A 17,156-nucleotide genomic window follows, 5' to 3' on the forward strand; every position below is an offset into this window, starting at 1 on the left:
GCGTCTACCAGTTCCGCCACTCGCCCAGGCTTGAACCATTATCCTACTGAACCGGCGAAACCTCGTCAACCACCCCTACGCGCCGCGGGCTTGCTCGAGTTGCTGGGCTTTTTGCCGCAGCTTGCGGGTTTGCTCCATCACCTCCTCCAGATCTTCCTGGGAGAGGCGCTCTACGTAGTTGATCTTGATCTCTTCCAGCAAGTCTTGCAGCAGGGAGCGGATCTCATCCAGAGCATGTTGCTGGGTAAGTTCACCTGCCAAGACTTCGCCAAATCGCCGCAACAGTTGGGCCACCAGCTTGGAGCCGACGGGATCCTCGAAGCTGTTGGTCAAGGCTTTGTAGGTGGTGGTGGTCAGCTCGCCGGCCAGGCGCTCCGTCAGTTGGCTGAGCAGGGATCCGAGGCCGGGCAGCCGTTCCAGGGTTTGCAGGGCGGGGAGTTGTTTGAGCAGGCCATCCAGGTTGTAGCGGAGCCATTGCTCCACCTCCGGCTGAACCTGGGGCAAGACGCGGTAGAGGACGGTGCGAAAAACCAGGTTGGCAATGGCTTCCAGCTCGTTGATCTCGTTGAGGTCGATGTAGCTGCGGGAGGGATCGGCTGCCGGCAGCAGGGGCAGGGATCCCCGCTGGATGGATGCCTGGATTTGGTTGATCACCCGCACGACGATGACCTCGGTCAGGTCTTCGGCGAAGTTGGTGACAAAGCCCTGGCTTACCTGGGCCCGGACCCGCTCCAGATCCAGCAACTGCGCCTGTCCCAGCCGGATGGTGACGGGGATCACCCGCAGCCAGCGCCAAAAGGGCAACAGCAGCAGCACATCGTACCAGCGCCAGAGCATGGCATCCAGCCAATTGACGCCGGTGTAGCGGCGGCTGATGGCCACCGTGCGCAGGACAAATTCCAGCCCAAACAGCAACACAAAGGGAAAATCCAGCAGCGGAAAAAAGTCCACGGGGCTGCCGCTCTCGCCGATGGGGCGGGAGTAGTTGGTCTCGAAGAGGGGGCGCAGCCGGGCCTGGAAAAATTCGATCCCGTCTTTGGGATCGACGCTGGCCAAGTATTCGGCAGTCCAGAAGCGGGCGAAGGCGGCCCTGGCCGAGTCGGCTCCGGGGATGTGCTCCCGCATCAAGTTGAGGATGCGCACAAACTGGCCGGTTTTGTTGGCGGCCTGAAAGGGGTTGGTCTCGATCATCTCGTCGCTCAGTTGCCGCAAGCGGGCCAGGAGCGGCGCCGCCGCTTCCGACTCCACCCCAAAGCGCAGGGTGACCTGGCGCAGCTCATCCACCAGGGCCAAGTAGCGCTGGGTTTCCGGGTTGGGCTCAATGCCTTTCACCGGGTCATACAGGTCGGTTACCGGGGAGCGGCTGGTCTGTTGGGAGAGGATGGGCAGGGGAATGGGAGGGCCAAAGGCGCCGAAGATCTGCACCCGCCCCTGGAGCCAAAAGTCCCGCCAGGGCACGTAGCTGAGGTCGAAGAGCACCCAGCACAGGTTGCCCAGGGCCAGCAGAGCCATTCCTCTTTCGTAGAGGAGCAGCCAGCGACTTCGTCCCTTGCGAACAGAACGTTTGATAATGCGTCGGGCCGCGTTCATGATCTCGGGCAACGGGTCGGGTGAAGCCAGCCCTAGCCTACCACCCCTGGCTTGAGCTTCTCTGGGCCGCGGCAAGCTGTTGCACAACCTGGCCGAACTGCTGCCAGATGGCCTCTGCCTGTGGCCCCACCTGGCGCAGGATCCAGCCCTGACAGACGGGATCCGGAGACTTGACCAGCCAGTGTGGGGATTCTGTCCCGCTGACGTGAACGGTCGGCCAAGTGGGTTCCGGCCAGTCCCCCAGCAAATACAGGGATCCCCAGCAGAGATGGGATCCCAGCACCGACGCGGTGGAGACATGCTGGTGGGGAAAGCGGAGATCGATGTGTTCTTGCAGCCAGAGCTTTTTCTGGCGGCTAGCAGATGGGCTCCCGGCAGCGACCCAAACCCGCAAGCTGCTGGAAAGGCGCCGAAACTGCCAGCATTCCCCCATGGCCAGCCGCCCGGCCGTCCAGATCTCGGCATAGGCCAGGCGGGCACTGGGATCCAGCTCGATCTGCACCTGTTGGCGGAAGTCTGCTCCTGCGCCGGGAATGGTCGGGTGAGGGATCCAGATCAGTTGGCTGGTGGGGGCCAGCTTGACCTTGGCCTGTTGCCGGATCAGGCCGGGGTGGAGGCGGGTTGCCCCCTGGGTGCGAATTGCCAGCCCTGCGCCTGCCCCCAGCTCGATCGCGATGTGGTGGCGATCCCCGCCCAGCAGGCCGCCGTTGGGGTTGCGCAGGTAATAGAGGGGCGGCTCACCGGGGGATCCCAGCCATTGCAGGGGGGCCTGAGAATACTCCCAAATGCGGGCATGTTCGCCTTGGCGGCTGATCTTCAAGAGGGCCTTGCCGAAGGTCACAGGCGGCTTACAGAGGGGGAGTTAGCCTGGATGGGGCAAAAGAGCACCTCCCGCTTCAGCCAGCTCAGGATCTGATCCAGTCCCTCGCCCGTGCGCAGGTTGGTAAAGACAAAGGGCCTGTCTCCCCGCATGCGGCGGGCATCCCGTTCCATCACCCCCAAGTCCGCCCCCACATAGGGCGCCAGGTCGATCCTGTTGATCACCAGCAGGTCGGAGCGGGTGATCCCCGGCCCCCCTTGCGCGGGATCTTGTCCCCTTCGGCCACATCAATAACATTCAATAACATAGATGCAGGCATCCACCAGCTCTGGGCTGAAGGTGGCCGCCAAGTTATCCCCTCCCGATTCCACCAAGATGGGATTCAGGGGACAGAAGCGGCGCTCCAGCTCCTGAATGGCATCGAGGTTGAGGGAGGCGTCTTCCCGAATGGCCGTGTGGGGACAGCCGCCGGTCTCCACGCCGATGATCCGCTCCGCCGCCAGCGCCTTGGCCCGCACCAAAAACTCGGCATCTTCGCGGGTATATTAGTCTCCACGGCCAAAGACAAGGGATCCCGCAGTGCCAGACAGAGCTTTTCCACCAGGGCGGTCTTCCCGGATCCCATCGGGCCGCCAATGCCAACCCGCACCGGCTGAGCAGTCTGCGCCATTTTGCCCGACCTCTGATACCTGATACTCTTTTTGGGCATTCTAGAACTAGACGCTTGCAAGGGATCCGGGTATGGTTCGACTTTTGGTGGCAACTGCCGTAGTGCTGGTGGGCTTTCTGGTGGTGAACCGGCTCTACCGCAACCCGCTCAGTTCAGAGCCAAGTCCAGAGCAGGCCAGCCCAGAAGCCGCCCAGCAAGGGATCCCCCAGGGAGGGCCGCTGCAGATCTACCAATCGCGGGAACAGCTCCAGCAAACCCTCAACCAAGGGGCTACAGCTACCCAACAGCAGGTAGAAGCCCTCGAGCAGTCCTTGGGCAATTAGTTGTGGCGGGCAGGAGGAGATATCCCCCAAACGCGCTAAAGTCGAGAATGCTGCAATTTTTTATAGATCATCCATGCGGATCCCTCCTGTTCCTCCGGAAAAAGCCGACAAGCAACTGCAGAAGGTTTACGAAAGCCTAGAAAAAACCTATGGCACCGCCCTCAACCCGCTACAGGTAATGGCCCACAAGCCGCAGCTGATGCGGGCGGTGATGAACCTGTACGGAGCGCTGCACACCGACAACCCCAACCTGCCCGAGGAGCTAAAAGAGCTGGTCAGCATCCGCATTGCCCAGATCAACGGCTGCCGCCACTACTGCCTGCCCTACCACACCCTGCAGGCGCAAAAACACGGCGCCTCCCCGGCCAAAATTGCCGCGGTGGCCCAGGCCCGCACCAGCGCCCTCTACACCGAAGCCGAGAAGCTGGCCATCGAGTACGCCGAGCGCATGACCGTGCCCAGCATGGTGGTGACCGACAGCTTCTTTGCCCGCCTCAAAACCATTTGGTCAGACGAAGATCTGGTGGAGCTCTCGGCCTGGATTGGCTTTATGAACTTCTGGACCAAGGTCATCGCCGCTTTGGATGTGCCTCTGGATCCCATCTTTGCCGAGCAGCTCCAGGCTTCCTAGTTTCCCAGGTGCTGATGAAGGATGGAGGAACTCCCCTCTTTTGCCAAAAAAGGGGGCAGAAGGATAGACACCCTTCCATAAAGGCTGCTGCCTAGGCCCAGTCATCCCGTGTACTGAAGCTGCGGCCGTAGACCTGGCCGCGGGCGTGGATCTGGCGGGTGCGGGCAAACAGCTCCTCTTCGCTCAGGCCCCACTGTTCCAAGATCTGATCCAAATCCCGCTGCAGATCCCAGGCGCCGGGAAAGCCGTGGTAGCGGATGCGCAGACGGGCCACTTCGGCCAGCACCCAATCCGAGGGGGGGCTCTCCTGCACTTGGGCCATCAGCTCGTTGAGAAGAGCCCGATCGGTGTCGTATTGCGGATGCTGCTGCTCCCGTCGAGAGGAGCTGTTTGTAGGGGAACCAGCCATTGCTCTCCCTCCTTTTTTTCACGTTAGCTGAGTCATCAAGAGCTCCTCAATAGCAAGAATTGGGATCCCTGATGGCCCGAGAGCTCGAGGAACCGCGGGAAAGCCGCTATACTGCAAATGTTGCAGACCATAAACATTCTTCAGTTGCGGAGGCGGCGGCCATGCCCATGCCCATGATCGAGACCCGTACTGACCGGATGCTGCTCAACTTTGGGCCGCACCATCCTTCTATGCACGGGGTCTTGCGCCTGCTGGTCACCCTCGATGGCGAAAACATCGTCGACTGCGAGCCGGTGATTGGCTATCTGCACCGCGGCATGGAAAAAATTGCCGAAAACCGCACCGTGGTGCAGTACCTGCCCTACGTCTCCCGCTGGGACTACGGTGCCGGCATGTTCAACGAGGCCATCACCGTCAACGCCGTCGAGAAACTGGCTGGGATCCCGGTGCCCCGGCGGGCCAGCTACCTGCGGGTGATCATGTTGGAGCTGACCCGCATCACCAACCACCTGCTCTGGTTTGGCCCCTTCTTGGCCGACCTGGGCGCCCAAACCCCCTTCCTCTACGCCATGCGGGAGCGGGAGTGGATCTTGGATTTGTTTGAAGCCGTCACCGGCATGCGCCTCATCAACAACAACTACTTCCGCGTCGGGGGCGTGGCGGTGGATCTGCCCTACGGCTGGACGGAAAAATGCCTCGATTTTTGCGAGTACTTCCTGCCCAAGGTAGATGAGTACGAGCGGCTGGTTACCGACAACCCCATCTTCCGCCGGCGGCTGGAAGGGATAGGGGTCATCTCCAAGCAAGATGCCATCAACTGGGGCCTGTCTGGGCCCATGCTGCGGGCCTGCGGCGTCAACTGGGATCTGCGCAAGGTGGATCACTACGAGTGCTACGACGACTTCGACTGGGAGGTGGCGGTTTACCCAGAGGGGGATTGCCTGGCCCGCTATCGAGTGCGCATGAAGGAGATGCGCGAGTCCTGCAAAATTGTGCAGCAGGCGGTGAAGGCCCTGCCCGGTGGCCCCTTTGAAAATCTGGAAGCCAAGCGCATGCTGGAGGGGCCAAAGTCGGAGTGGAACAAGGGCGACTACCAGTTCATCAGCAAAAAGCCCTCGGCCAACTTCAAGATCCCCAAAGGAGAGGCCTACGTACGGGTGGAGAGCGCCAAAGGGGAGCTGGGCATTTACATCGTCGGCGACGACAACGTCTGTCCGTGGCGCTGGAAGATCCGTCCACCCGGCTTTGTCAACCTGCAGGTGTTGCCTCAGCTCATTCGCGGCATGAAGGTGGCCGACATGATCGCCATCTTGGGCAGCATCGACATCATTATGGGGGAGGTGGATCGCTAAGATACTCGTAGGAAAGGGAGGACAAGGGCGATGGCCTGGGCGATCTTGCTTCTGCCGCTCCTGATTGTCGTAACTATTGCCGCGATTATCGGTCCCAAGCAATGGGCCAAGTACCAAGAAGAAAGGCGCCGCCGCGCCGAAGAGTTATCCGACGCCCGCCTGCAGGCCATCATTCAGCAGGAGCTGCGCCGCCGCCACCGTCCCCCTCAGTCGGATCCCAACGGCAAAGCCTAGTTATTAGATCCACAGACTCCAGTGCCTTTTTTGACTCACCGTCTCTAGGGAGCCACTCAACCCCATGACAACCGCCGGCATTGACCTACAGCTTGGTTTTGAAACAGCCCTGCAAAACTTGGGCCTGAGCCCAGGCGCTGCCCACGCTTTGTGGGTACCTTTGCCCATGTTGCTCATGGTCATCGCCGCCACCTTGGGAGTGATGGTCATGACCTGGCTAGAGCGGAAGATCTCGGCGGCGGCCCAACAGCGGATTGGCCCCAACATGGCTGGGCCCCACGGGGTACTGATCCCGATTGCCGATGGCATCAAGCTCTTAACGAAGGAAGATGTGCTGCCCAGCTTGGCCGACCCAGTTTTGTTCACGCTGGGGCCGATCCTGGTTTTCCTGCCGGTCTTTTTGTGTTATCTGGTGGTTCCCTTCGGCCAGAACCTATTGATCTCCAACATCGCCATCGGGGTGTTTTTCTTGATCGCCACCTCCAGCGTGCAGCCCATCGGCCTGTTGATGTCGGGCTACGGCTCCAACAACAAGTATTCTCTGCTGGGGGGGCTGCGGGCGGCGGCCCAGTCAATTAGCTACGAACTGCCCTTGGCCTTGTCGGTGCTGGCGGTGGTGCTGATGAGCAACGGCCTGGACACCGTGGGGATCGTGGAGCAGCAGAGTGGGCTGGGGATCCTCAGTTGGAACGTGTGGCGGCAGCCGATTGGCTTTGTCATTTTCCTGATCTCGGCGCTGGCGGAAACCGAACGGATCCCCTTTGATTTGCCGGAAGCCGAAGAGGAGCTGGTGGCCGGCTACCAGACGGAGTACTCCGGCATGAAATTTGCCCTGTTTTACCTGGGATCCTACGCCAACTTGCTGCTGGCCTCTCTCATTGCGGCGGTGTTGTACTTGGGCGGCTGGTCGTTTGTGGTGCCGGTGGAAACAATTGCCGCCTGGCTCGGGATCCCGTTGGACAACCCCTTTTTGCAGATCGGCGCGGCGGTGTTGGGCATTCTCATGACGATGGTCAAGGCTTTTATCTTTGTGTTTTTGGCCATCCTCTTGCGCTGGACCCTGCCGCGGGTGCGCATTGACCAGCTGTTGGATTTGGGGTGGAAATTTCTGCTGCCCGTCTCGTTTGTGAATTTGCTGTTGACGGCGGCTTTGAAACTTGCCTTCCCGAGCGTTTTCGGGGGTTGAATGAAAAGTAAAGAAAGCGAGAGAGGGAGAGGACAGGCCATGACTTTTCTCAAGCGCGTTGGCGAATACGTAAGCGATGCCTTCAAAGCAGCCAAGTACATCGGTCAGGGGATGGGAGTGGTCTTCGACCATATGAACCGCCGGCCTGTAACTGTCCAGTATCCCTTTGAGAAGCTGATCCCCTCTGAGCGCTTTCGGGGACGCATTCACTTTGAGTTCGATAAGTGCATTGCCTGCGAGATCTGTGTTCGGGTTTGCCCCATCGACCTGCCCGTGGTGGACTGGGTCTACAACACCGAGCTGAAGAAGAAAGAGCTCTACAGTTACAGCATCGATTTTGGGGTGTGCATTTTCTGCGCCAATTGCGTGGAGTTTTGCCCCACCAACTGCCTCTCGGTTACCGAAGATTATGAGCTAGCCACCTACGACCGCCACGAGCTGAACTACCACCAGGTGGCGCTGGGCCGCTTGCCTTCCAAGGTCACGGAAGACCCGATGGTGACGCCGCTGCGGGAGTTTGCCTATCTGCCCAAGGGGGTGATCGATCCCCACGAGCTGCCTGCCGGATCTCAGCGGGCCGGCAAGCGACCGGAGGAGATTCTGGCCGAGATGAAAGCAGCCAAAGAGGCGGAAGCGAAATCAGCCAAGGCCGCCGTAGAATAGCCTGAACAGATGACCGGGATCCCTGGAGTAGGGATCCCGTCTGTTTGTATATGGGTGGTTCGGCAGCGGTATTGTCGTCTCAAGTAAGACTACAGCTTTTTCACTTTCCAAACACTCGGCACTGCTGTCCCTCACCCCCGACCCCTCTCCCAGGGGGAGAGGGGATGTAGACTCTGCTTTAAGAAGGTGTTTTGTGGCTACTATGGCTGTTTGAACTTGTGGGAGAAAAGTTTTCTGGATCCCTGAGTCAAGAATTAATTTGAATGGGGGTGTCCAAGATGGATGGATGCCAGCTTTAGCTAACTTTAGGGAAAGGAAAAGGTAAACCTACCTGCCAAGCCAGGAGAGGTGGCCGATCCGCTGAAGGTTTGTGCGGCGCTTCCGCTTTTGCGAACCGTTACGGTGAACGGAACGGGAGCGGTTACCTGCGAACAGCGACGGAACAAGCTCACCTCAATAAACCTCAATAAGGTACAGGCCTGAGGGCGGGCTGGAGGCCCAAAAGACATTCTCCACAGGGTTTTCCGTTACGGCAACGCAGTCGGCATTGGCATCCACGTCCAGCCGTCCTCCAGAAGGGATAACCCGATTGTTAAAAAACACCGTCTGCTGCCCGGGATCCGTGACATATAAGTCAAGCTCATCGATAGTGTTCCAGGCTAGAGTAATCTGAATAGGGCCGGTGCCGAGCACCCGAGGAGTTGGCGATGGCCTCGGAGTGGGGGTAGGAGCCAGGGTTGGGGCAGGTGTAACTGTCGGTATCGGGGCAGGAGCCAGGGTTGGGGCAGGTGTAACTGTCGGTATCGGGGTAGGCGCAGATCCGCCGCCGATCCTCTCAGCAAAGTTGCCCTGGAAGCTGTTGCCGGCCAAGTAGGCAGCGACTACTGCCTCTGGCGTGCCGGGGGCCACTTGAATGGCTACCCCCGCGCCCTCGCCCCGAGCTAGGAACGTATTCCCAACAATGGTGCGAGCCTGGGTTCCTTGCAAAATGCGAATGCCGACACTGCCGACTATCCTGCCCACGCCGATCCGGTTGGATTGAATCGCTGGCGCCGATCCCGCTCCATCCAGTTGGATCCCGGTGGTGCCAGCCATGTCTCTTTGCCGCGCCTGCAACGCCAAGCCAGCCGCGGCGGTGGCTGGATCCCCTTCGATCTGGTTGTTGCGGAAGATCCCGCCGGAGTTGTTGCTGTAGCGAACTGCCAAAGCTCCCAAAGCTTGCAGAAGGATCGCGTTGTTCTCCAGGAGCGGGTTACTCCCCGGCACAGTGCCTACACCTACGCCTCCTGCCTTGCTGACACTGACTGAGATGCTTGCAATACGGCCACTGCCCGAGACCTGCACACAGGGATCCAAAAATTGCTGGCAAAAAATCTGGGCCAATTGGTTTAAAGCTCCCTCCAAAACGGCAGCGTTGCCGTTGACCAAGATGTTGGAGCGGGGGTCGTTGAGGGTAACCTTGCTCGGCTGAAAGGTGCCACCGTTGACCTGCACCCTTCCGCCTTCCAACACCACCTCCACCCCTTGCAGGCTGGTTTGGCTGGCTACGATCACGTCGAACAACCCGGCCAGGATCTCATAAGCTGTGGAGCTGGTAATCCGAATCCGCCCGCCATTGGTGCCGTCGCCCCCATCCAAGGCCAGATCCTTCTCTAGCCTCTCCTTGCCCGCCCCCAAAATCTGGATCAGCACCTCTAGCCCCTCTGTGGCATTTTGCAGCCGCTGCGCCTGTGCCACAGCATCGGCCAGCTTGGTAAAGGGGCCCTTGGCTGGATCCACTTGCAGGATGACGGGCCCACCACCTGGCGATGGTGGGGGAGGAGAGTTGCCCGTGCCTCCTCCTCCACAGCCGAAAGCGATCCCTGCCAACAGAGTCAGCAAGAGGGAACCGGTTCGCCAGCTAGATCGGGATACTTGGCCGTCTGTGGAAAGGGGGCCTTTCATCGGTGGAAAATCCTTGGCAAGTCCCTATCGGTCAAGCCTATCAGAACTGCGGATACCTAGAGCCCGGATGAACCCCTGGGATCCAATTCTCTCAAGCAGAGCCTCCCAAAAGGGATCCCTGCCCTATTGAACTTGGCAGAGGATCCGCAATCAGTACAGTTAAAATTTCTTCGAGAAATTTGGAGTTCTAGGGGGGCTGCCCCAAGTAACTCGACAGGGGGTTGCTGAAGGAAGGGTTGCCGGCCAACCACGACCTGCAACAATGGCAAGCAGACCAGGGTAGACGCTGAGCCGCTATATCCTGAGAACGGGTCCAGATAGGGTTACAGGTCAGCCATGTCCTCTTTCGTTCGCTCGGTTGCGCCGCAGCAGCTAGCTGCCCGCCTGAGGGATCCCGAGGCTGGCCCTCTGCAACTCATCGATGTGCGGGAACCGGCCGAGTTGGAGTTGGCCAATCTCAGTGCCCTCGGGTTTCGCAACTACCCCTTGAGCCAGTACCAAGAGTGGCGCGAGCAAATCTTGAGGGAGCTCGATCCCCATTGTCCAACCTTTGTCCTCTGCCACCACGGCATCCGCTCTGCCCAAGTGAGCCAGTGGCTGCTGGCCAACGGCTTCAGCCAGGTCTACAACATCAGCGGCGGCATCCACGCCTGGGCTCTTGAGGTGGATCCCAGCCTGCCCACTTATTGAGCTTCTACAGCGTCAGGGATCCCACCTTTTGTTCTAACAACTGGGCCAGATCTTGCAAGAAGGCCGCCGCGTGGGCGCCGTAAATAACGCGGTGGTCGCAGGTGAGGTTGACCTGCATCTGGGAGCGGATGGCGATGGCTTTTTCTGGTGTGGCCACCACGGTGGGGCGAGCAGCGCCGACGGCCAAAATAGCTCCTTGGTTGGGAGGCAGGATGGCGTCGAAGCGATCCACCCCAAACATGCCCAGGTTGGAGAGGGTAAAGGTGCCGCTGTTGTACTCCTCCGGCTGCAGTTGCTTGCGCCGCGCCCGCTCCACCAGATCCTTCCAGCGGCGGGAGATCTCGTAGAGATCGGTCCGGTTGGCCTGCTTGAGCACAGGGGTGATCAGGCCGCCGTCTTCCATGGCCACCGCCACGGCAATGTTGATCTCGGCTTTGTAGTGGATCCCGTTTTCCGTGTAGCTGGCGTTGAGGAGGGGATGCTTTTCTAGGGTCAGGGCCACCGCTTTCACCAAAAGGGCCGTCAGGGTTACCCCTTTGGGCTTCACCTGTTGGTAAAGCTGATCCAGGCTGTCGGTGGTGATGGTGTAGCCGACGTGGAACACCGGCACGCCCAAGCTGGCGTTCATGTTGCGCACCACCGCCGCCTGCAACGTGCTCAAGGGAACCACTTCTCCCAACGGGGCAGCCGCAGAGACAGGGGGGGGAGCTGCCGCTTGCGTAGAGGCGGCCTGAGCTGCAGCCCGCTCCACATCTTCGGCCACGATGCGCCCACCAGGGCCGGAGCCGCGCACCGTGCGCAGGTCGATCCCCAGGCTTTCTGCCAATTTTTTCGCCCGTGGGGAAGCCAGGATCCGCTGGGATCCGGCCCCGTTGGAGCCAGTTGGAAGGGTGGGGGTGGGGATCGCCGCAGGGACAGGGGTTGGCTGTTGAACTGTGGGGGTGGGGACTGCAGTAGGTGCAGTTGCCGGTAGAGCACCCTTAGAGAGGGCCTTGGCTCGCTCTTGGGCCTCGGCCACCTCCGCTTCGGTTTCGGCAATGAGGGCGATGGGGGCGCCCACCGGCGCCGATTCCCCTGCTGGGATGAGGATGCTGGCCAGAATGCCGCTGTGGAAGGACTCCACGTCCATGTCCGCCTTGTCCGACTCCACCACCAGGATGTTTTCCCCTTTCTCCACCCGGTCGCCGGGGTTTTTCAGCCAGGCGACGATCTTGCCCGTTTCCATGGTGGAGCTGAGGGCCGGCATGGAGAGTTCGTGGATCATGGCGGGGATGGCAACACAGCAGAGAAGATTGTAACCCAGCAGACGGGATCCCGGCGCCGCCCCCTGGGCCTATCGGCCAGCTTCTGCCTCGGCCACCACCAACAGGGTTTTCAGCAGGGAATCGGGGTTGAGGCTGATGGAGTCGATCCCCTGCTGCACCAGGAAGCGGGCAAAGTCGGGGTAGTCGCTGGGGGCCTGGCCACAGATGCCAATCTTGCGCCCGTGGCTTTTCACCGTCTGGATTACCTGGGCGATCAGCCGCTTAACGGCCTCGTGGCGCTCGTCAAAAAGATGGGCCACCAGGGCGGAGTCGCGGTCCAACCCCAGGGTGAGCTGGGTGAGGTCGTTGGAGCCGATGGAGAAGCCGTCGAAGATCTGGCAGAACTCGTCGGCCAGGATGACGTTGCTGGGCAGCTCGCACATGACGTACACCTGCAGGCCGTTTTCCCCCCGCACCAGGCCGTGGCGGGCCATCTCCTCCAGCACCCTGTGTCCCTCTTCGGGGGTGCGGCAGAAGGGGATCATCAAGATGACGTTGGCCAGGCCCATCTCGTCCCGCACCCGTTTCATGGCCCGGCACTCGAGGGCAAAGCCGTCGCGATAGCGGGGATCGGTGTAGCGGGAGGCCCCCCGCCAGCCAATCATGGGGTTTTCCTCATGGGGCTCGTAGCGGGATCCACCCAGCAGGTGAGCATATTCGTTGCTCTTGAAGTCCGACAGCCGCACGATCACCGGCTTGGGGTAGAAGGCGGCGGCGATGGTGGCCACCCCCTGGGCCAGCTTGTCCACAAAGTACTCCGGCTTGTCAGGGTACTGGGCGGTGAGCTCCGCCAGGCGCGGCTCCTCCTTGACGGCCTGCTCGTAGTGGAGCAAAGCCAAGGGATGGACCTGGATGTGGTTGGCGATGATGAACTCCAGCCGCGCCAGACCCACGCCATCGCAAGGGATCTCGCTGAGGCCAAAGGCTTTTTCCGGGTTGCCCACGTTCATCATCAGTTGGGTGCGGGGGCGGGGCAGCTCCTCGAGGGGGATCTCTGTAACTTCATAGGACAGCAAGCCAGGATAGACGCGCCCTTCCTCCCCTTCGGCACAGGAGACGGTGATAGGATCGCCGGAGCGGAGCAACTGCGTGGCGTTGCCGCAGCCAACAATGGCCGGGATCCCCAGCTCGCGGGCGATGATGGCCGCATGGCAGGTGCGCCCCCCTTGGTTGGTGACGATGGCGCTGGCCTTTTTCATGATTGGCTCCCAGTCGGGATCTGTTTTCTCCGTCACCAGCACCTCGCCCGCTTGGAACTGATCCGAGCGGCGCACATCCAAAATGACCCGAGCTGTGCCCTGGCCAATGGCCTCCCCCACTGCTCGTCCCCGAACCAGGGGTTCTGGGCGCGCCTGCGGCTGCGTCAAGCGATAGGTCTTGAGGCGGTTGGCCGCCTTTTGGGACTGCACCGTCTCGGGGCGGGCCTGGACGATGAACAGCTCGCCCGTGATCCCATCTTTGGCCCACTCGATGTCCATGGGGGTGAAGCGGCCCCGCAGCGCCGAGTAGTGCTCTTCGATAAGGCAGGCCCAGCGAGCCAACTCCAGGATCTCGTCGTCCTTGAGGGCATATTGCCGGCGCAGGCTTTCGGGGACGGGTACGTTTTTGGTGAGGCGGGATCCCTCCTCGTCGTAGACCAGCTTCAGGGCTTTGCTGCCCAGCTTGCGCGAGAGGATGGGCCGCAGCCCCTGCTTCAGGGTAGGCTTAAAGACCACGTATTCGTCGGGGTTGACGATCCCTTGCACCACGTTTTCCCCCAGCCCGTAGGCGGCGGTGATCAGCACCGCGTCTTTAAAGCCCGTTTCTGGGTCGATGGAGAACATCACCCCCGAGCAGGCCAGGTCGGAGCGCACCATCTTCTGCACCCCCACCGAGAGGGCCACCTGGAAGTGGTCGAAGCCCTTGATCTGGCGGTAGGAGATGGCCCGGTCGGTAAACAGGCTGGCAAAGCAGCGGTGGCAGGCCTGCAGCACCGCCTTGATCCCGTGCACGTTGAGGTAGGTCTCCTGCTGGCCGGCAAAGCTGGCATCCGGCAGGTCTTCGGCGGTGGCGCTGGAGCGCACCGCCACATCGGTATCGGGGCCGTAGCGCTCGCACAGCTCCTGGTAGGCCTTGGCAATGGCCTGCTCCAGCTCTGGGGGGAAAGGCGTCTGCAAAATCAAGGTGCGGGCGGCCTTGCCCCGCTCGCGCAGGTTCCGCACATCCTCGATATCGAGGTCTTTGAAGATCTCCCGCAGCTTCTCCTCGAGGCCGGCAGCGGCGATGAACTGGCGATAGGCATGGGCGGTGGTGGCAAACCCCAGGGGCACGCGGATCCCTTTGGGGGCTAACTGCTGCAGCATTTCTCCCAAGGAGGCGTTTTTCCCGCCCACCTGGGCCACGTCCCGCAGCCCCACTTCGGTGAGGGGCACAACCAAGGGCGGCTCTGAGCCAAGCTGGCGTTGAGAGGGCTGTTGAAGTTGGGATCCCAGCGTTGCTCCATCCGACATGCTCTGTCTCCTTATGCCCATCAGACTCAAATGTGAACCACGGCTGCAATACTTACGTGCAGCCAAAAACCATCCCCCAGCCAGAATCTGGCCTGGCTTTGAGGGTCTATACCCTCACTGTACTGAGGGTTTTCCGCTGGTTAAAATCCCGGCGCAACCCCCTAGAAAAGGCTGAGAAGGGGTTGACACAAAGCCATCTCGCCAGGATCCATCTGAGAAGGTTGCCACAAATCTTCGACCTTTTTTACCTAATGCAAAAGTAACCGCTCTGCCACCATGTTTTCAAAGCAGCAGTTGGCGGCAACAGGGCAAATGGAAGGCCTCAGGGATCCGGTGGCAGCAATTCGCCAGGTAAGAGTGACGGAAAAACAGCAGGGCTTGCGGCTGGATCGGGGGTTGGCAGAACAACTGCCGGAGCTGTCGCGCTCGCGCCTGCAGCAGCTTATCCGCCAGGGCCAAGTTTGGCTGAACGGCCAGCCCTGCTTGGATAAGGATCGCCCCCTGCAGGCCGGGGATCAAATCGAGGTGCGGATCCCGCCGGCCACCCCCACCCCCTTGCAGCCGGAGCGGATCCCCTTAGATATCCTCTATGAAGATGAGGATCTGCTTGTCATCAACAAGCCGCGCGGCCTGGTGGTGCACCCGGCTCCTGGACATGCCAGCGGCACCCTAGTGCATGCGCTGCTGGCCCACTGTCCTCGCCTTTCTGGGATCAACGGCGAGCAGCGTCCGGGGATCGTCCATCGCCTCGACAAGGACACCACCGGCGCCCTGGTGATCGCCAAACACGATCAGGCCCACCAGCACCTGCAGGCTCAGATTCAAGCCAAGACCGCTCGGCGCATCTACCTAGGGGTGGTGTTTGGCCGGCCAGCCCAAAGCCAAGGTACCATCTCTGCCCCCATTGGCCGCCACCCGGTGGATCGCCAGAAGATGGCGGTTGTGCCCCCCGGCCAAGGGCGAGCAGCGGTAACCCACTGGCAGGTGCTGGAGCGCCTGGGCAACTACACCCTGATGCAGTTTGAGCTGGAGACCGGGCGCACCCATCAAATTCGGGTGCACGCCGCCCACCTGCGCCTGCCCATTGTCGGGGATCCCCTCTACACCCAGAGCAAAACCAGCCCCGTCAAACTCAGCGGCCAAGCTCTGCATGCCTGGAAGCTCTCCTTTGTCCACCCGCGCACCGGCCAGCCGCTGCAGGTTACCGCCCCTCTGCCGGAAGAGTTCGAGCGGCTGCTACGGCAGTTGCGCAGCCAGGCCGGCTAGGCAGCCTCAGAGGTCGCTCTCCGCTCTGTCTAGCCTGTCCAATTGGGGTTCATGCTGATCCCCGTCCCCAAGAAGTTTCAGCCTTCAGCAAATCTTTAGAGAAGTCGGAAGTATTTTTGCCAGGTGAGTTGTTTAGAATGCGCTCATCCTGGCCAAGGTAAGCAATGCTACGTCAGATAGAGCGGATCCTGAAGCTAGATATGCTGCTGCGCTCCGGACAGCGAAAGACAGCCGCTTCGCTGGCTGAGGCTTTGGAGGTAAGTAAACTACCCGACACCCGCGCTATGCGCAGGGTGCGGGCTTTATCCCAATCCCTAGCTGACCCAGAGGACAGCTAAGTTTCGGAATTTCAGGCGAGTTTACAGTCGCCCCAAGGAGAGAGATTACTTGAGCAGCGTTATAGTCAGCATCCCCTTCCCACCCGCAGTGTCCACACTTGAACAACTTGCCGCTGCGGTAGGACTTACCCTGCTCAGGGTGGATGTGCAGGCATTTGTGGCAGGTCTGCGACGTGTAGGCAGGCGGCACCAGCACCACAGGCACTCCAGCAATGGCAGCCTTGTAGGTCACAAACATCCTGAGTTGGTAGAACGCCCAGTTATTGGTTCTGCGGCGCTCAGCTTTACTCCGAGGTTTCTGATTCAAGCGCTCTCGGATGTCTGTCAAGTCCTCAAAAGCCAGTGCCGCACCAATAGCCTGGGCATCCCTGACCAAGGTTTTGCTGATGTTATGGTTCAGCCATGTCTGGTAGCGCCGTTCTCTCCCAGAGAGCCTTCTCAACAGCCTCCTAGAGCTGCGAGTGCGTTTGGATTGAACCTTGGCGCGTACACGGCTGAACCGGTCACGGACGGCCTGGATGTGTTCTCCACTCCAAGAGCGTCCGTTGCTAGCGGTGGCGATATCCCGCCTGCCCAAGTCAACTCCGATTACCTTTGGAGTTTTACCGGTCGGGGGAGTGTCCAACTCAACCGCAATGTTGATGTAGTAGTCCCCTTGCTTGGTCTTGGACAGAGTAGCGCTGGTGGGCGTTTGCCCCCGCAGCAAAGCGATTTGATAACCGCCAATCTTGAGCTTGAGCCAAACCCGTCCGCTCATCAGGGTCACGCCCACGGCTTGGTCGGACTCTCGGTACTTAAAAGTACGCACATCCAAAGTCAGGCTGGTGGGGCGAAACTTGTGGACTTGTTTCACCGCTTTGGCGTTGCTAATCACACGGCGGAGCGCCTGACAGACGTGGTTGGCTTTCAACCCCGTTGCCGCTCTCACTGGCCTATAAACCAAGTGGTGCAGCTTGGCGGTGTTCCAGCAGTTCTTTTGTTTGGCGGTGTCGAGAATCTGGTTGCAAGCATTCGCAAAGCCCTGCAAAGTGCGGTCAATTTCTTGACGCAACTCTTGTGGGACTATCAGCTTGCAACGTACAGAGATAATCTGGCTCATGGGCTTATTGTAGCTCATCCAGGCTTTGACTAGCAGGCGGGCTTTCCTCCCGGCACCAAGCCTGCGGCTATGGTGCGGGCCTCCAGCCCGAAAATAGGTGAACGAACGGTTCGAGCGGATATTAGTTTCTTGAAGGATCGCTTTCAAG

Annotated in this window: 15 protein-coding genes and 1 pseudogene; 8 read left to right on the forward strand and 8 right to left on the reverse strand. The window is 60.4% G+C overall.

The genetic code is table 11. From position 1 onward, the window contains the following. Positions 1 to 75: 75 nt before the first annotated feature. The 3 genes and pseudogenes from SYN63AY4M2_RS03880 to ureG all read right to left on the reverse strand — a co-directional run bounded on the left by SYN63AY4M2_RS03880 (position 76) and on the right by ureG (position 3,080). Positions 76 to 1,590 (reverse strand): hypothetical protein, encoded by a 1,515-nt coding sequence (locus tag SYN63AY4M2_RS03880; protein WP_011429646.1) that lies wholly within the window; start codon positions 1,588 to 1,590, stop codon positions 76 to 78. Between the two features lie 37 nt (positions 1,591 to 1,627). Then, positions 1,628 to 2,431 (reverse strand): urease accessory protein UreD, encoded by an 804-nt coding sequence (locus SYN63AY4M2_RS03885; protein WP_011429645.1) that lies wholly within the window; start codon positions 2,429 to 2,431, stop codon positions 1,628 to 1,630. Continuing rightward, a pseudogene (ureG, locus tag SYN63AY4M2_RS03890) lies at positions 2,428 to 3,080 on the reverse strand (urease accessory protein UreG). Before ureG ends, SYN63AY4M2_RS03885 begins: the two are co-directional and overlap by 4 nt. A gap of 71 nt (positions 3,081 to 3,151) precedes the next feature. Between ureG and SYN63AY4M2_RS03895 the strand changes: the two are divergent. Together SYN63AY4M2_RS03895 and SYN63AY4M2_RS03900 are read left to right on the forward strand one after the other, a co-directional pair. Next, the gene (locus SYN63AY4M2_RS03895; protein WP_011429644.1) at positions 3,152 to 3,403 is read left to right on the forward strand and encodes a hypothetical protein; all 252 of its coding nucleotides are present in this window, start codon (positions 3,152 to 3,154) and stop codon (positions 3,401 to 3,403) included. 73 nt (positions 3,404 to 3,476) lie between these two features. Beyond that, positions 3,477 to 4,034 carry a carboxymuconolactone decarboxylase family protein gene (locus SYN63AY4M2_RS03900; protein ID WP_011429643.1) on the forward strand — a complete coding sequence of 186 codons (558 nt, stop codon included), beginning with the start codon at positions 3,477 to 3,479 and terminating at the stop codon, positions 4,032 to 4,034. Between the two features lie 91 nt (positions 4,035 to 4,125). Here the strand turns inward: SYN63AY4M2_RS03900 and SYN63AY4M2_RS03905 are convergent, their stop codons facing one another. Continuing rightward, positions 4,126 to 4,443 (reverse strand): DUF3288 family protein, encoded by a 318-nt coding sequence (locus SYN63AY4M2_RS03905; RefSeq protein WP_011429642.1) that lies wholly within the window; start codon positions 4,441 to 4,443, stop codon positions 4,126 to 4,128. Positions 4,444 to 4,610: 167 nt separating this feature from the next. Between SYN63AY4M2_RS03905 and SYN63AY4M2_RS03910 the strand changes: the two genes are divergently transcribed. The 4 genes from SYN63AY4M2_RS03910 (at position 4,611) to ndhI (ending at position 7,878) form a co-directional block, all read left to right on the forward strand. Then, positions 4,611 to 5,795 (forward strand): NAD(P)H-quinone oxidoreductase subunit H, encoded by a 1,185-nt coding sequence (locus SYN63AY4M2_RS03910; RefSeq protein WP_011429641.1) that lies wholly within the window; start codon positions 4,611 to 4,613, stop codon positions 5,793 to 5,795. Positions 5,796 to 5,825: 30 nt separating this feature from the next. Continuing rightward, a complete protein-coding gene (locus SYN63AY4M2_RS03915; RefSeq protein ID WP_011429640.1) occupies positions 5,826 to 6,029 on the forward strand; it encodes a hypothetical protein in 204 nt (67 codons plus the stop codon). A gap of 64 nt (positions 6,030 to 6,093) precedes the next feature. Then, entirely contained in the window at positions 6,094 to 7,215 is a 1,122-nt protein-coding gene (gene nuoH, locus SYN63AY4M2_RS03920; protein ID WP_099887225.1) for an NADH-quinone oxidoreductase subunit NuoH, read from the forward strand. A gap of 39 nt (positions 7,216 to 7,254) precedes the next feature. Further along, positions 7,255 to 7,878: an NAD(P)H-quinone oxidoreductase subunit I gene (gene ndhI, locus SYN63AY4M2_RS03925; protein WP_099812371.1), complete on the forward strand. Its 624-nt coding sequence runs from the start codon at positions 7,255 to 7,257 to the stop codon at positions 7,876 to 7,878. Positions 7,879 to 8,331: 453 nt separating this feature from the next. Here the strand turns inward: ndhI and SYN63AY4M2_RS03930 are convergent, their stop codons facing one another. Continuing rightward, complete coding sequence (locus SYN63AY4M2_RS03930) at positions 8,332 to 9,759, reverse strand: right-handed parallel beta-helix repeat-containing protein (protein WP_276307357.1); 1,428 nt, start codon at positions 9,757 to 9,759, stop codon at positions 8,332 to 8,334. 399 nt (positions 9,760 to 10,158) lie between these two features. On the opposite strand from SYN63AY4M2_RS03930, the gene SYN63AY4M2_RS03935 reads away from it, so the two are divergent. Further along, positions 10,159 to 10,512: a rhodanese-like domain-containing protein gene (locus SYN63AY4M2_RS03935; protein WP_099812372.1), complete on the forward strand. Its 354-nt coding sequence runs from the start codon at positions 10,159 to 10,161 to the stop codon at positions 10,510 to 10,512. A 4-nt stretch (positions 10,513 to 10,516) separates the two neighbouring features. Here SYN63AY4M2_RS03935 and SYN63AY4M2_RS03940 read toward each other — a convergent pair whose 3' ends face one another. Next, positions 10,517 to 11,776 carry a dihydrolipoamide acetyltransferase family protein gene (locus SYN63AY4M2_RS03940; protein ID WP_099812373.1) on the reverse strand — a complete coding sequence of 420 codons (1,260 nt, stop codon included), beginning with the start codon at positions 11,774 to 11,776 and terminating at the stop codon, positions 10,517 to 10,519. A gap of 69 nt (positions 11,777 to 11,845) precedes the next feature. Beyond that, positions 11,846 to 14,305: a phosphoenolpyruvate synthase gene (gene ppsA / locus SYN63AY4M2_RS03945; protein ID WP_206337003.1), complete on the reverse strand. Its 2,460-nt coding sequence runs from the start codon at positions 14,303 to 14,305 to the stop codon at positions 11,846 to 11,848. Between the two features lie 312 nt (positions 14,306 to 14,617). On the opposite strand from ppsA, the gene SYN63AY4M2_RS03950 reads away from it, so the two are divergent. Beyond that, on the forward strand, positions 14,618 to 15,571 hold the full coding sequence (locus SYN63AY4M2_RS03950) for an RluA family pseudouridine synthase (protein ID WP_099884588.1): 954 nt from the start codon (positions 14,618 to 14,620) through the stop codon (positions 15,569 to 15,571). A gap of 282 nt (positions 15,572 to 15,853) precedes the next feature. Here the strand turns inward: SYN63AY4M2_RS03950 and SYN63AY4M2_RS03955 are convergent, their stop codons facing one another. Further along, positions 15,854 to 17,008 (reverse strand): RNA-guided endonuclease TnpB family protein, encoded by a 1,155-nt coding sequence (locus SYN63AY4M2_RS03955; RefSeq protein ID WP_099813241.1) that lies wholly within the window; start codon positions 17,006 to 17,008, stop codon positions 15,854 to 15,856. Between the last annotated feature and the right edge of the window lie 148 nt (positions 17,009 to 17,156).

This window comes from Synechococcus sp. 63AY4M2, from assembly GCF_002760475.1.
Taxonomy (GTDB): Bacteria; Cyanobacteriota; Cyanobacteriia; order Thermostichales; family Thermostichaceae; genus Thermostichus.

Bases quoted from the DNA above. Each gene is read 5' to 3' on its own strand.
- SYN63AY4M2_RS03950 (WP_099884588.1), top strand. From the start codon at position 14,618: ATGGAAGGCCTCAGGGATCCGGTGGCAGCAATTCGCCAGGTAAGAGTG.
- SYN63AY4M2_RS03910 (WP_011429641.1), top strand. From the start codon at position 4,611: ATGCCCATGATCGAGACCCGTACTGACCGGATGCTGCTCAACTTTGGG.
- SYN63AY4M2_RS03905 (WP_011429642.1), bottom strand. From the start codon at position 4,443: ATGGCTGGTTCCCCTACAAACAGCTCCTCTCGACGGGAGCAGCAGCAT.
- SYN63AY4M2_RS03900 (WP_011429643.1), top strand. From the start codon at position 3,477: ATGCGGATCCCTCCTGTTCCTCCGGAAAAAGCCGACAAGCAACTGCAG.
- nuoH (WP_099887225.1), top strand. From the start codon at position 6,094: ATGACAACCGCCGGCATTGACCTACAGCTTGGTTTTGAAACAGCCCTG.
- SYN63AY4M2_RS03895 (WP_011429644.1), top strand. From the start codon at position 3,152: ATGGTTCGACTTTTGGTGGCAACTGCCGTAGTGCTGGTGGGCTTTCTG.
- ppsA (WP_206337003.1), bottom strand. From the start codon at position 14,305: ATGTCGGATGGAGCAACGCTGGGATCCCAACTTCAACAGCCCTCTCAA.
- SYN63AY4M2_RS03915 (WP_011429640.1), top strand. From the start codon at position 5,826: ATGGCCTGGGCGATCTTGCTTCTGCCGCTCCTGATTGTCGTAACTATT.
- ndhI (WP_099812371.1), top strand. From the start codon at position 7,255: ATGACTTTTCTCAAGCGCGTTGGCGAATACGTAAGCGATGCCTTCAAA.
- SYN63AY4M2_RS03880 (WP_011429646.1), bottom strand. From the start codon at position 1,590: ATGAACGCGGCCCGACGCATTATCAAACGTTCTGTTCGCAAGGGACGA.
- SYN63AY4M2_RS03935 (WP_099812372.1), top strand. From the start codon at position 10,159: ATGTCCTCTTTCGTTCGCTCGGTTGCGCCGCAGCAGCTAGCTGCCCGC.
- SYN63AY4M2_RS03955 (WP_099813241.1), bottom strand. From the start codon at position 17,008: ATGAGCCAGATTATCTCTGTACGTTGCAAGCTGATAGTCCCACAAGAG.
- SYN63AY4M2_RS03940 (WP_099812373.1), bottom strand. From the start codon at position 11,776: ATGATCCACGAACTCTCCATGCCGGCCCTCAGCTCCACCATGGAAACG.